Source organism: Streptomyces nigrescens, assembly GCF_027626975.1.
GTDB classification, from domain to species: Bacteria; Actinomycetota; Actinomycetes; order Streptomycetales; family Streptomycetaceae; genus Streptomyces; species Streptomyces nigrescens.
Window position 1 is genome coordinate 143,276 of the sequence record NZ_CP114203.1, and the last position, 13,620, is coordinate 156,895.

At 66.4% G+C, this 13,620-nt stretch carries 13 protein-coding genes; 4 read left to right on the forward strand and 9 right to left on the reverse strand.

The window, feature by feature from the left end; translation table 11 throughout:
• Positions 1 to 364 precede the first annotated feature (364 nt).
• Positions 365 to 613 carry a hypothetical protein gene (locus STRNI_RS00750; protein ID WP_266450472.1) on the forward strand — a complete coding sequence of 83 codons (249 nt, stop codon included), beginning with the start codon at positions 365 to 367 and terminating at the stop codon, positions 611 to 613.
• A gap of 36 nt (positions 614 to 649) precedes the next feature.
• On the opposite strand, the gene STRNI_RS00755 is transcribed toward STRNI_RS00750, so the two are convergent.
• The 6 genes from STRNI_RS00755 to STRNI_RS00780 form a co-directional block, all read right to left on the reverse strand.
• Complete coding sequence (locus tag STRNI_RS00755) at positions 650 to 961, reverse strand: hypothetical protein (protein ID WP_266450474.1); 312 nt, start codon at positions 959 to 961, stop codon at positions 650 to 652.
• A 205-nt stretch (positions 962 to 1,166) separates the two neighbouring features.
• Entirely contained in the window at positions 1,167 to 1,868 is a 702-nt protein-coding gene (locus tag STRNI_RS00760) for an Lsr2 family DNA-binding protein (protein ID WP_277410288.1), read from the reverse strand.
• Entirely contained in the window at positions 1,868 to 6,634 is a 4,767-nt protein-coding gene (locus STRNI_RS00765) for an RHS repeat-associated core domain-containing protein (RefSeq protein ID WP_277410289.1), read from the reverse strand. Before STRNI_RS00765 ends, STRNI_RS00760 begins: the two co-directional genes overlap by 1 nt.
• 322 nt (positions 6,635 to 6,956) lie before the next feature.
• Complete coding sequence (locus tag STRNI_RS00770) at positions 6,957 to 7,502, reverse strand: 2'-5' RNA ligase family protein (RefSeq protein WP_266450478.1); 546 nt, start codon at positions 7,500 to 7,502, stop codon at positions 6,957 to 6,959.
• Between the two features lie 137 nt (positions 7,503 to 7,639).
• On the reverse strand, positions 7,640 to 8,290 hold the full coding sequence (locus STRNI_RS00775) for a hypothetical protein (RefSeq protein ID WP_266450480.1): 651 nt from the start codon (positions 8,288 to 8,290) through the stop codon (positions 7,640 to 7,642).
• Between the two features lie 194 nt (positions 8,291 to 8,484).
• Positions 8,485 to 9,279, reverse strand: a complete 795-nt coding sequence (locus STRNI_RS00780) for an NsdA family TPR-like regulatory protein (RefSeq protein WP_266450482.1) — start codon at positions 9,277 to 9,279, stop codon at positions 8,485 to 8,487.
• 201 nt (positions 9,280 to 9,480) lie between these two features.
• Here STRNI_RS00780 and STRNI_RS00785 point away from each other — a divergent pair, with 201 nt between their 5' ends.
• The 3 genes from STRNI_RS00785 to STRNI_RS00795 all read left to right on the forward strand — a co-directional run bounded on the left by STRNI_RS00785 (position 9,481) and on the right by STRNI_RS00795 (position 11,700).
• A complete protein-coding gene (locus STRNI_RS00785; protein WP_266450484.1) occupies positions 9,481 to 9,606 on the forward strand; it encodes a lasso RiPP family leader peptide-containing protein in 126 nt (41 codons plus the stop codon).
• Positions 9,607 to 9,759: 153 nt separating this feature from the next.
• Positions 9,760 to 10,926, forward strand: a complete 1,167-nt coding sequence (locus tag STRNI_RS00790; RefSeq protein ID WP_266450486.1) for an asparagine synthase-related protein — start codon at positions 9,760 to 9,762, stop codon at positions 10,924 to 10,926.
• Between the two features lie 33 nt (positions 10,927 to 10,959).
• Positions 10,960 to 11,700 (forward strand): hypothetical protein, encoded by a 741-nt coding sequence (locus tag STRNI_RS00795; protein ID WP_266450488.1) that lies wholly within the window; start codon positions 10,960 to 10,962, stop codon positions 11,698 to 11,700.
• A 219-nt stretch (positions 11,701 to 11,919) separates the two neighbouring features.
• On the opposite strand, the gene STRNI_RS00800 is transcribed toward STRNI_RS00795, so the two are convergent.
• From STRNI_RS00800 to STRNI_RS00810, 3 genes are all read right to left on the reverse strand, one after another.
• Positions 11,920 to 12,630, reverse strand: a complete 711-nt coding sequence (locus STRNI_RS00800; protein WP_266450490.1) for an HNH endonuclease family protein — start codon at positions 12,628 to 12,630, stop codon at positions 11,920 to 11,922.
• 238 nt (positions 12,631 to 12,868) lie between these two features.
• Entirely contained in the window at positions 12,869 to 13,132 is a 264-nt protein-coding gene (locus STRNI_RS00805) for a winged helix-turn-helix domain-containing protein (protein ID WP_323182541.1), read from the reverse strand.
• Between the two features lie 41 nt (positions 13,133 to 13,173).
• Positions 13,174 to 13,608: a hypothetical protein gene (locus STRNI_RS00810; RefSeq protein WP_266450494.1), complete on the reverse strand. Its 435-nt coding sequence runs from the start codon at positions 13,606 to 13,608 to the stop codon at positions 13,174 to 13,176.
• Between the last annotated feature and the right edge of the window lie 12 nt (positions 13,609 to 13,620).

Consider the following 13,620-nt stretch of genomic DNA (forward strand, 5'->3'; position numbering starts at 1 on the left):
CCCCGCGAGCGCGTCCCGCTGTCCGCGTTGTTGGAACCAGGCGGACACCGCCGCCCCGGCTAACGTGCCCAGGATCGCGATCACGGACTGCCACATGGAATGAACCTCCAGGATTTCAGCTCTTGATGAGGCGGCCTGCTTCGCAGGCCGCACGGCCGGGCACGGCAGCGCGCTGCGGGGGCCGGGAACTGGCGCTCGCGCGGCCCGTTGCGAGGAGCGCCGGGGCGGTTCTTCCGGCCCGCACCGACTGGCAAAGGAGAAGCATGAGTGGAGAACACCTGATTTCCGACGAGGAGACCCGGCGCTTCGCGGAGGGCTTCCTGGCAGATTCCCCTGGCTGGGTGACCACGAGTGGGAACGCATCGTGATCGGTCCCAACGCCGAATACCACGCCGACTTCGATGGCGCTTTCCCCGAGAATGCTGAACTCGACGAAGGGCAGCAGTGGTCTTGGCGCGTGTCCTTCTCTGACCCCGGCAACAAAAGGTTGTCCCTCGATCATGCGATGGTGCTCAAGGGGATCGACCGCATTGTCTACGGAGAAGCCAAGGGAGCTGAAGGCTTCCGCTACCTGCACATCCAGCAATGCTTTACCGAGCCCACGCCGGAGTGACAGAGTAATCGTCAAGACCTGTGGATTGATGTTTGATCAGGGGATCGGGTTGGTGCCCCGCAGGACGTCCCCGGGCTTGAAATGGAGATCGTCCGCTCCTGCACCGGTGAGGACGAGACGGGCGCCGTGAGGCGGGTCCACCTCGTCGACCGGCACCTGGGTGTAGCGACGGATCTCCGCCAGTACGAGGTCGACGGCTTGTCCGTCCGGGCTGGTGCAGCGGAAACGCGCGCCCAGCCGCGTGGTCGCCAGGCATCGCACGACGACAGCCAGGAGAGCGGCGCCAGTGGTATCCACCTGCACGATCTGGACCTCAGGGCTGGGTGCTTCTACTGGAGTCATCGTCACGCAGCCATGATCTCAGGGCGTTCGACGAGCTGGCCGCGTTCGAAGCGGGCCCCGGCGCGGACGAGGGCGACGAGGTGGGATGCGTTCACGGCTCGCCAGCGGGCCTGGGCGTTGGCGGTGATCGGTGACCTGGCCGGTCAGCACCCGGTGTACTGGCGGACCGACGGTGGCGGGACATAGTGAAAGACGGTGGGCTTCCGAGGCCTCATTCAGTGTTGTGCGCCTGCTTGTAGGCGTCGATGATGGCTCCGGGGATCCTGCCGCGCGGAGGAACGTCGTAGCCGTGCCGATTGGCCCACTCACGAATGTCGGCCGACTGCACTGGTGCGGTGGATGTGACGGGACTGGTCGCGTCCGGACGCCTCCGGTCTTCGTTAACGTAACTGGCAGGGCAGAAATATGGCGTCTTCTCAAGAAGAGAATCTGGAAACATTGGTACGCTGATACTGTGCTCGCAGAACGCCTTCAGGAAGGCGGTCATCGTGCCAGCAAATGTGAACCAGCGATCCCCGCTGGCCTCATTCACTGCGATTTTCCATAGATCCGGGCTATTTTTGGGTTCAGTTACCCAAAAAACATATTCACCATTGTCTGTTACGGCTGCTGGCTGGAGTGAGGAGGTGGCATACGGGATGCGGTAGCCGCTCCAGTCGCGTCGTTTTTCCAGTGAGGCGATGACCTTCGGCGTCTGCGCTCCGATATCAATCGCCACGAGGTCCGACTGAGGCTCAAACAGCGCAACGAAGTCGAAGAACCCTCCCGGCCCGTATGCCTCGAACAGTTCTTTATAATCGTTCGGGAGGCGGGTTCCAAGGCGTTGCTCGATCAGATCCCAGTCAGGTGAAGCATGGACTGGCCTGTTGGTAGGCGGGGGACAAATTCGCTTGAGCTCTTCCAAGTCATTCATTACTCGTCCAGGTGCGCTGGGTTGTCAAGCGGAACATCAAATAGCAGTTTGCCGCGGTGATCATACGCCTCCATTTGAATATACTTGGGGATTTTTGCATCGTCGTTGGCATATTCAAGGTACACGTTGTATTGTACGGGCCCCTTTTTCGCGGCATGGTAGACCAAGTCCTCGTAGTGAGTCATCTCCGGCGTATTGGTCGGATTCTGTGAGATTGTGAAGAGGTTATCCAGGTCATCTCCGGTCCCACCAAGACGCCGCGCGAGCATGTGACCTCGGGCGTGCCCGTACCGCTTTCCAAGGTATCCTCCCGTGCGGAGGCTGTCTTTTACTTCCGTGCCCTCGTCCAGCATGTCGCGGCTGACGATCGCCCTCATTTCGTACTGGCGGCCGCGATGGTCTCGTTCCCATTCGACGCGTCCGCCCCAGGTGATGTCTTGCCTGCATTTTTTAGCAAGACCCAGGGGATCGGTGAATGCGAGTGGATCATCTACATAGGTGTAGTGGTTGGTCGCGGGGCCGAGGCCGAGCGGGTCGGGAGAAAGGTAGCGGCCGACCTCCGGGTCGTAGTAGCGGTTGAAGTTGTAGTGGAGGCCGGTTTCCCGGTCGTGATACTGACCAGCTGCACGCAGCGGTGTGTGGGCGGTGCTGTCGCGGTTCCAGGCGGTGACGCCCCACAGGGTGCTGTGGGCTCGCCAGGCGACGGTGCCGTTCTCGTCGACGAGTTCGGTGGGAGTGCCGACCGGGCTGGTGACGATGAGGAAGAAGCGGCGGCCGGTCTCTTGTCCGCTGCTGATGTCAATCTTGCGTTCGGTCTGGGAGATGGGGCGTTCGCCGAGGTAGTCCCAGGTGAGGACGATTCGGAACTGGGCGTCGGCCTGTTGGGTGGACTCCTCCACCAGGAGGTGACCGTCCCAGGTGAAGACGGTCTCTTCCAGCAGCTGCCCTTGGGCGTCGTGGCGCTGTTTGCCGATACGCCGGCCTAGCGCGTCGTACTGGTAGTGCCAGGTTTGGCCATCAGGTGTGGTGGCCGTGAGGAGCCGGTCCTCTGCGTTCCAGGTGTAGTGCCAGGTGTCCGGCTTGCGGCTCAGGCGGGTGCGCTGCCGCATGATGACGCGCCCTTGCGCGTCGTACTGGTAGTGGGTGCGTCCTGCACGGCTGACCCGCGATCCGAGATAGACGCGCTCTCCCGTTGCGCCCTGGCCGGGCAGCCCGGATGGCCACGATGCAGCTTTCTGGTCGCCTGCGGAGGTGTAGCCGTAGCGCTCGCTCCATCCCTCCGCTTCCACGCCGGTGACTCTGCCCGTGCGGTCCCGCGTGTAGCTGCGGAGGCCGGTCAGCTGGTCGTTCACGGACTCGAGGCGGCCGTCCTGGCGGTAGCCGAAGAACCGCTCGACGGTTGTTCCGTGTGAAGAGTTCACTGCCTGGTGGGTGATGTGCCCGGCGAAGTCCCACGCGTGCGAGAGACAGAGGGCATCATCGAGTGTTCTGCTCGTCTCGCGGCCCAACGCGTCGTGGGACAGGCGCAGGGTGTGGTCGGCGGTGACGTATGTGGCGACATCGTCCACCTCGTCGAAGGTCCAGCTGCTGGCTGCGCCGGTGGGGGTGCGGCGGCTGGTGAGCCGGCCCATCAGGTCGTGACTGCGACGCAGAACTCGTCCGTTGACGGTTTCGTCGGTGAAGCCGCCTTGCTGGTCTCGTGTAATCGTGATGCGGGCGCTCGCATTGACGGCCTCCGTCATGGTGCCTGTGGTGGCATAGCCGTAGGTGGCCACCGGCCCGTCATCGTCGAGAACCCGGACGACCTGGCCGAGGCTGTCGTGTTCGAAGCGAAGGGTCTGTCCTGCCCCGTTGGTACGGGCGATGACACGGCCTGCGGCGTCGTGCTGGTAGGTCACGGTGCGGCCGTCGAAATCGGTTTCCTCGGCCAGGCGGCCCGCAGGGTCGTAGGTGTATGTCCAGCTGCGGCCGTGTGGTCCTGTGACAGCCGTGAGGCGAAGCTCGGTGTCGTGGGCGAAACTGAAGTGGTTTCCGTCGCTGTTGGTGGTGGCGGCGGGCTGATCGAAACGAGTCACACTGTGTGTGGAGGTATGACCGTTACGGTCGGTGTAGGAGGTGAGGTTGCCTTCTCCGTCCCACTCCCATTTTTCTTGGGAGCCATCGGCCAGCTGCCGCCAGGTGCACCGTCCCTCGACGCTCCAGCGCATGTGCATGGTGTTGCCGGCCGGGTCTCTCGTGTGGGTGACGCGCCCGAATCCATTCCGGCTGCAAGAGGCCGTAGCTCCATGAGCATCGGTAATCTCGAGACTGAGACCGGCGGCATTGGTGGTCATCACCGTCGTGGCGCCGAAAGCGTCGGTGACCGCGGTGAGGTGCCCGGCCTGGCTATATGAGTAGCGGGTGGTTGCCCCTGCAGGATCCGTCTGCGTGAGCCGGTTTCCGCGCTCGTCGTACGAGTAGCGCCACGTGCGACCGCCGAGTTCGATGACCTCGGTGGGCAGGTTGAGCTCGTTGTAGGAAGCATGCGTCTGTGACCCGTCCGGCAAGTGCACGGTGGTCACTCGGCCGTGTTCATCCCGGATGTAGTGGGTGGTGTGTCCGAGAGGATCGGTGACACTGACCGGACGGTCAGCGTCGTCGTAGGCGGTGTGGGTGGTGTTTCCGAGCGGGTCTGTCTCGGCGACCGCCTGGAGGTGTTCGTTGATCCGGTAGCTGGTGGTGTGTCCGAGGGAGTTCGTCGCGGCGGTGACGCGATGCCCCGTCTGCGGATCCAATGAGCCGTAGTCGTAGGTGTAGCGCAGGTGTCCGTCGCTGCCTCCCTGGGATATGCAGCGGCTTTGCTGGTCATAGGTGTACTCGTAGCGGCTGCCGTTGGTGTCGACCCAGGCGGTCATTCGGTGCTGATGGTCGTATTCGAACCGGTTGGGAATGCCACTGGAGTTGGTTACTTCGGTGAGGTTCCCGGCATCGTCGTGCCTGTAGGTCATCACCAGCAGATCCGAGCCGTCCTCTGCACCGCCTGCCAAATGCAGGGCGGTCACACGGCCGTGCTCGTCGCTGGTGAACTTCAGGTGATAGCCGCCCGAGTGGCGCATCGCCAGGGGAGCGCCGGTCTGGTCGTCGTAGTCAAAGGTGATGTGGTTGCCGTTGCGGTCGGTGATCTCGTCCAGCAGGGCCAGGCCGGGCGAGTGCTGGGCTTCGGTGAAGTAGCGGGTGAGACCACTGTCAGGGTTGTGGACGGCCCAGTCGCCGTGCTCCGCAACCGTCAGGGGCCAGCGAGGACCACGGGCCGGCAGGACAGGCTGCCCAAGCTCCGGGACGGGGTAGGACAGGAGCATGCCGTCTTCGGTGACGAAGACGATGCCCTGCTCGTCGCTCTCAAGGCGCTGGTCGACAGTAGAGGTCCAGGAAGGGCCGATATGGCGGCCGACGCGGCACGATGACTCAAACTTCCGCCGGAAGACAAGCGCCATGGTGCCGGGCAGGACGATGTCCGTCTCCGTGAGGTACACGCGCCCGGTGGCTACGTCCACCGGGTCGCCGCACCCCTTCTTGGTGAGGTCAACCCGCGTGTTGTTGTTGGGGTGCTCCTTCTTGAGCTGATCCCTCGCCTTCCCCTCTGCCCCGCCGTTCTTCTTCCCGCCCGCCCCGCTGCCGCCTCCGCCACGGGGGGCCTTGGGATCCTTCGTGTCTCCCTTGCCAAGCCCCTTGAAGTGGTCGGACAGAGCGCGGTCGTTGTCTTCGTGGTTCTTGGCCATCTGCTTCACGCCGCGCGTCATGTTTTCGTCCATGTGCTTGGCGGTCTTCTTGACGGCGCCCTCAATGCCGTCGATGACCTTGTCGAGCATGACGTTGGCCGCGTCCGCGATGGCGTCCTTGCCGCGGGTGCGGCCGTGATGGCTCTTGGCCCGACCGATCTTGCCGCCGGCCTTGTTGCGGAAGGTTCCGCCCGCACTCTCCAGTCCGGTGACGACCTTGTCGTGCTCGCCCTTGTCGAAGCTGAAGCCGCCGCTGCCACCGGCGCCGCCGCCTCCCCCGCCGCTCCCCCCGGAGCCGCCGCCGGCGCTCAACAGGCCCATGGGGGTGTTCGCGGCGGACTCGGCGGAATCCTTGGCGTCATGGACGCCTTGCTTAAGCCCTTCCTTGCCGGCCTGCGCCGCATGCCCGAGGTCCACACCGTCCTGGACACCCAGCGCGTTGGCACCGAGCTGAACGACGAGGTCCCCCACCATCGCCCCCAACGCTTCCTCGACCGGGGTGAGGGCGATACTGACGACCTGTTCAGCGACCTGCTGACAAACCTCCTTGAACAACCGCTTGAGGATCAACCGCGTCGCCTGCGTCGCCCCCAATGCGCCAAGCTCGGACAGCCCAAGGGTGAAGGGGGCCGCAACCTGAGCAGCGATCACCTCAGCGGCCAGGATGCCCAGCTGAACCAGTGCGCCGATCTTCGCGCCCTCGATGAGGACCGCGACACCGTCCATCGCGGTGCCCGCCATCCGCCCGCAATCGGCCAGACCTTTAAGGTGCTTCCCGTTGATCTTGCCCCAGTGGGCATTCAGCGCCTCCACGGCCAGGGATCCCCCGGCCGAACCCACCAGACCCTGGATGGCGCTGTGCGCCTCGTTCGCGCCCTCATCGATGTCGTCGGCGAACTCCCGCATGGCGTTCGCCATCTCGCGGTAGTCGTCCTCGTCCACGTTCGGCCACGAGACACCGATCAGGTCCAGCAGCTCATCGGCCCACCCAGGCAGCACAACACCCACGCGAAACACGCCCCCCGCAAACACACAGTCAGATGATCACACCCTCTCACCTGCGTAAACGGTTCCTCAAGACGGAAATGAGCCCACTCAGCCCTCGACGTTGACCCCACCGTCTGCGGATACACCCCAGCACATGGAACCGCGATCGAGCGCGCCAGTTCCCTGGGGCCGCGCTGCCTGTGGACAGAACATGGACGGTCGGGTGGCCGGGGCCCCGGTCCGCGCCGTTGGCCAGGGCCCCGTCGCGCTCTCGGTGATGGGCGAATGCGGCGCCGACAACGAGCAGTTAGAACCTGCCCTGCCGGTGGTGCGGAGGCGATCGCTACGCGGGCGGCAACGCGAACTCGCTCACCGTGCGCCACGAGCCCGGTGTGTCGGCACCGGCGATCAAACGTACGCGGTCGATTCGGGCATGGATCGGCAGCTTCGCTTGCAAGTCGGTGGCTGCCCGCTGCATACCGGCAAGGTCCGCCAGGTGTGTGCTCCCGACAGCCAGGTGCGGTGTCGGATCCAGGTGAGCCCCCCGGTAGGGCGGGCACTCGGGGAACTTGCGCACCACAACCTCGGTGAGCGCGCGGAAGGGCGCGTCAGGGTCTGGAGCCAGCCACATGACATCCTGTCCGAACCACGCTACGTGGGAAAACATGCACGTGAACGCAGGAATCGTGGCCAAGCACGCTTGCACATCGTCGATCACGTTCTCTGTGATGCGGTCCGGCGCGACGAACGGATAGAGGACCGTGACGTGTGCTGGAACCGGCCAGGACGCCGTGTGGTCCAAGACCCGCCGGTATGGCCCCACGACTGCCTCCGCCTCGGGTATAGGAAGGATGATCGCCGTCTTCGTCGCGCCTGCGAGTTTTTCCATGCTCACACTCAACACCCCGGCCTGCTTGCACACGCAACCTCGATCGGCATGCCAAAGACGTCGCGGACGTAGTCCTCGCTGACCTTCATCAGTGAGGTGTTGCCGTGCTCGTGGGGCAACACGCGCCTGGTCCAGGCTCAGCCCCAGGTCTCACCGCTGACAAGGGAGGGGCCGAAGTGACGAGCAGCGACGTGGGTGATCGCTGGCACGGCACCTTCTTCCGCTGCGTGTTTGAAGGTGTGGACGATGCAGGTGCGCACCGGGTGGACCGGCCCGCCGGGTTTCCCGGAGTCGTTGGTGGCGAGGGGCCGGACTTGCGGGTGGGCCAGGGCGAAGCAGACCAGCGAGGTGCGGAGGTCTGCGAATCGGAAGTGGTGAACGATAGCCCGGTTGCCGAAGTCGAGGCAGTCGAAGACGACAGCGACGTCCTGGTCCCCGTACGGCGCCTGCTGCAGGGCCGGAAGCGCGTCGAGGACCGCGTCACCGCGAGCGAGCAGACGGGCCCGCTCGTGCGAATCGCCCCACGGTGGCGGGTCGTTGTCCGCTAGCTCTTCAGGGACCTCATCCGAGCGCAGCAGCGTCCCCACAGCCGGGCGGTCCCAGCGCGCCTGCCCGCTAACACTGCCCCAGTTCAGGCTCGCATTGACGCAGAGTTCGCCCGCTACCAGCGCCCAGGGCGTACGGACCACACGCTCGCGCGCCAGGTCGACCACAAGGCGGCCGAATGCCTCCCGAGACAGCAGACCCGGCTTTTCGGGCGCTATGAACGCGTCGGTCCAGATTCCCATGTGACCGGTTGTAACAGAGCAAATCCGCCCGGAGCCAGCGAGAATCGACTCCTCGGGGACGGGCGTTGTCACGGGAGCTGTCACACTCACTGCCCGGCGCCAGGCGCATACGATTCGGCCCGGCTGCTGCCCCACGGGGGAAGGGCAGCGACCGAGGCCAACGGTGTGCACACCAGCGAGCTAATCAGCAGGTTTCACCGGTCTTGAGGAAGCCTGTGCCGCTTAGTAAACCATCGAACGCGTCGATCGGCCCGCGATCGGGCTCGATCGGCCAGACAGGAGTAGCTCACATCAGGCGCTGGCGAGGAAGTCGATGGCGCGTTCGTCCAGTTCGGCCGCGCAGCGTACGCCGCGGGTGCGGAAGCGGGCGAGGTCGCCGCGCATGCGGGTGACCGCCTTACGGGTGCGGACGGACCGTACGCCGTCCATGTGGTCCAGGGCCGGTTCCAGGTAGCGCACGCTTGCTCGATCTGGCCGCGCTTGAGCTGCATTTCGGCTCCTGCGACCAGGTCCAGGGCGACGATCCGCGCGTAGGTACCGGCGGGGCGGGCACCGGCGGCGCGGCTGTACTGCTCGGCGGCGGTCCGGTGGTCGCCGAGCGTCTCGTAGACCGCGGCCACCGAGTACGCGGAGGAAGTGAGGAAACGTCGCCGGTCCAACTCGAACCTCCACATCGGCAGCAGGGCGTCGATCGGGTCGGCCCCGAGGGCCAGCCCGATGCTGTCATCCTCCTCAGGCTCAGCTAATCCGAAGTCGGCCGGGGTGAGCAGGCGGCCGAGGCGCCTGGACAGCGCGACGGCGAGGTAACGGCCGGTGTCGCCCTGGGGGGTAACGCCGGCGATCCAGTGCTCGACGGTCGACTTGTTGGTCCGTAAAGACGTGCCGCATTCGGCGGCCACCGCGCGCACCGCTTTGGCCAAGGCTGCATAGGTCAGGCCGGACTCAGCGACGAGCTCTTTGAGCTGCTGGTTTGGCGTGCGCGTGGCCATGGGAGCACCTGCCCGTATACCCGATATACCGCTTGCCCTACCCGCCACCGTACCGTCCTGCCGGTGCCATGGGTTGACTGTTCATCAGGCCGAACGGCGGCGTCCAAGCGGTTCCCCCGGCCCTGCCGTTCGGCCCGGTACGGCCGTCTGCCTCGCGCCATTGGAGGACGCGGGGGACGCAAGAATCCCGGAGGTTTCGTCATGGAGCAGACCACCAAGCCCGTCTACAGCGCGCCGGTCGTGCTGGACGCCGGTGACGTCGTCGAGGTGACGCTGGGCACCAACAACTTCGACACCGCCGACGACACCCAGTACAAGAACGCCTGAGTCCGCGGACTGCCGGGGCCGGCAGGCAATGAGCGCCACAGCCGTCCCCGGCACGAGGAGGCGCCGGACCTGTCCGTTCTCGTGTTGGGGCACGGGAAGGGGCGGCCGGCGCCTTCGCCTTTCGACGCACAACCAAGAAGGGAAGAGGCACCGATGAGGTGGAGCTCGGGATGGTTCGGCGGCACCGGACACGACCGGCTGCCAGCCGGAGGCCGGGCGGTATCCGGCCTGGACAGAACATGGACGGTCGGATGGCCGGGGGCACGGGTCCGCGCCGTGGGCCAGGGCCCCGTCACGCTCGCGGTGATCGGCGAATGCGGCGCCGACAAGGACCAGTTGGAGCGTGCCCTGCCGGTAGTGCAGGCGAAAGGATGGCGGGCGCTGACCCGCTGGCCCGGCTCCTACCTGACGATCGCCCGCAGCGGCGAGGTGCTGGTTGTGATCGGTGACCTGGCCGGTCAGCACCCGGTTTACTGGCGTACCGACGTCACCGGGACATGGTGGTCGACCTCCGCCGCCGCTCTGGCGGCCCTGGACGGGGCTCCGGCCGATCCAACCGCGCTCGCCGCCCACCTGGCCCTGGCCCAGCCGGACGTCCTCGGGCAGTGGAGCCTATTCCGCTCGGTCAGCCGGGTGCCGACCGGGCACCTGCTGCTGCTCACCCCGGACGGCGTGGGCACCGTACGGTACGAGCCGGCCGAGTACGAGCCGGTGGACCTGCGCGATGCCGCGCCGAGGGTGCGGGCCGCACTTTCCGAGGCCGTCGGTGTCAGGTGCGACGGCCGGCCGGTCAGTGCGGATCTGGCAGGGCTGGACTCCACCACGCTGGCCTGCCTGGCCGCCCAGCGCGGGCCGGTGACCGCGGTGACATTCGCCGACGCACGCCTACGTGACGACGACCTCGCATACGCGGTGCGCACCGCGGCCACGGTGCCGGGCCTCGCCCACCGTACGGTTCCCGGGAGCCCGGACACCGTCTACTACGCCGGCCTTGAGAACTTCTCGACGCTGCCGGTCACCGACGCCCCGAACGCCTACGCGGTGACCGCCTCCATCATGCGCGCCGTCCTGGACACCCTCGCCGCACGCCACCCCGCAGTGTGTCGATATAGTGCCCCGCTGCTTCCGAGCCCCATCATGCCCCACTCCCGGAACAGCCACGCGCTACTCGCCGATGCCGATCTACTCGACGTGGAGAGCCCCGGCACACCTTCGCCCCCGTATCCGGCTCTCCGTCCCGGGCACCGAGAGTCCGCAGCAGAGCAGGGCCGACAAGGCGATCGTCCAGAACCCGCTCCTGAGACGTGCCACAACCGGTAGGACAGTGCACGGCACAACTGCTCGGGAGGGTTCATGGACGTCGTACGCGTACTGGTGCTGATCACGATCGGCTGCGCGATATGGGCGGGGTGGCAGCTCCACAGCTTCCCGGGAGGCTGGCGCTTCACCTTCAGCTCGGAGCACGCCGGCGAACGAGAGCACCTGACCGCGGCCCGGCGGAAGTGGCGGAAGGCAGAGAGCACTTCATACCGCCGGGTGGCGGCGGCCAGGGCACAGGAGCACCGGGCGCAGACGCTGCACGACGAGCGGATCCGCCGCGCGAAGGAGGAGCTCCAGCGGGTGCGCTGGCCCGGCCGGGGAGAGCTGGTGGAGGCGCGCGGGGCGATGTCTCTCCACCAGCACGTACTACTGATCGCGGACGAAGAGACTCCTCTCGCCCGCCTGTGCATTCGCTTCGAGCAGGACCGGCAGGAGAGCCACATCTACGCCACCCGGCCGGACGGAGCCGTCCGCTTGACCTCGTTCCCGAACACGGCACACGAGGAGGGCGGCGTTCGCCGGTTCGCCGTACGTATCGAGAACGCCGTCGCCGCGGAGAACACCTTCCGCGCCCAGCAGAAGGCGTTGGCCGCCCAGGCGGAAACGAACCTCAAGGAGGCCCAGGCGGACACCGGCGCCCGGGATGCCGCCCGCCTCCACGTCGCGCAGACCACCTCGCTCCACAAAAACGACCACCGGCGTAAGTCCGCTCGCGCCGAACTGGACGCGGCCCGCAAAAGGTGGCAGTCCCTCACGGGGAAGCTGCCTCACTGACTGCGGCATAGTCGCGGCAGCACCTCGACGGCGAACCCAACCCGCCCACGGCAAACTCACCACAGCCCAGCGCCCTCGGCGCTGGACTGAACAGCTGACGACCGGCACTCAAGCGACCGCGGTCATCGGGGCAGTCGTAAAGCCGGCGGCTGCCCGGCGCCGTCACACCCACTGACGGTGAGCCGGCAGAGCGCCGCGACTACCCCTGCCCAATGCGGGCTACGGCGCCGGCGTAAGCGGCACGGTCGCGTCCTTGCAGCCCGCGGCAGTTGTGCGCAGGGCCTTGACCTCGGCGCGGTCGGCGGACAGCCGCCAGCGGAGCTTCGCCGTGACCCAGTCGGTGACGTAAGTACAGGTGGCGTCCTTCGCCGGCGGCATCCACTCGGCCGGATCCTTGTCGCCCTTGGTCCGGTTCGGGCCCAGGCTGACCGCGACGAGACTGCGCTCGCCGTCCAGGTCGTTGGCGTACCGCTCCCGGCGCTCCGGCGTCCATTTCGAGGCGTCGGAGTCCCATGCTTCGGCGAGGGGGACGACGTGGTCGATGTCGAGTTTGCGGGCGTTGGTGACGGTCTTGTCGTCGTAGTACGAGCGCCAACTGCCGCCGGTCAGCTTGCAGCTCTTGCCCTGGCGTGGCTTCTTCACCGCCTCGGCCAGGAGCACTTCCTTACGGGTGTCGCAGCCGTCGTGGTCCGCGTCGGTCCACAGACGGAACTTGTCCCGCTCGTAGCCGGCGCGGACCTCGCGAGCCACCTTCAACCGGCCGATCGCGTCCGTCAGACGAAGGCCAGCCTTGCTGCCGCCGGATGACGAGGCGCTCGGGTCCGCCGACGCCGGCTTCGCATCCTCGTGGGAGGCGCTCGGAGTGCACGCGGCCGTGGACAGGACCAGCAACGGGCAGGCCAGAGCCATCAAGCGGCGCGCGGAGGACATAGGGCTCCCAGGTCGGATAAGTACGGCAGCTCCATGGGTCTACCCGCGGCCGGGAACGACGCGGCTGGTGGGCGACGACTTCAAAGCCGCCCACCCCGACTACTCACAACTGCTCCAGGATTATCTGCGGGGTGCGGGCGCGGCGATCCGAGGCGACTACCGCGCCTGGTTCGCCCGGGCCGAGGCGATGGTGCGCTCCCAGCGCGGCGCCGTGCTCGACCGGCGAGTGGGTTGGGCGTCACTCGGCGGCCGGGTCCCAGTCGGCGATCTCGCGGAGGGCGGTCAGGTGGCGAGTGAAGGCAGTGCGGCCCTCCCTGGTGAGGGAAAGCCAGGTGCGGGAGCGCTTGCCGACGAAGGCCTTGCGGACATTCACGTAGCCAGCCTGCTCAAGCAAAGCGATCTGCTTGGACAGAGCCGGGTCCGTGATCTCGATGGCCTCGCGTAGGGTCTTGAAGTCAGCCTCGTCGACCGAGGCCAGCGCGGCAACGATGGAGAATCGCACAGGCGCATGGATGACGTTGTCGAGCGACTTCCGCGGATGTGTCACGGCGTACTCTCTGTGGTGCTGAGGGCCTTGCGCTCCAGTATGCCGACCAGGAAGAACGGCACAGCACACAGGGCCGCGCCTGGCACCCACCACAGCGGTTCACCGGAGAAGAGGGCCGTGCCGAGGGTGACGGTGAGGGTGTAAATGCCGGCCCCAGCCGCAGTGATAACCGCGTACAGAGCCCGATAGTGGCGCGGTACCACGGGTCGCGTCGCTGTGTATATCACCAGTACGAGCAACGGAAGCAGCAATACGACCGGAACGGAGTACCGTACGGAGGGCTGAATCAGCAGCCCGTACATGGCCGTCAGTAGCATCATCACTAGGCCCAGCAGGAACACAAGGGGAGCACGCCACCGGGCTCCCCGACGGATCCGCGAAGCCAGTGCGTCCGCAGAGGCGAGGGCCTTCCGCGCTTCCTTCCTGTCCATACTGGTGCCTTC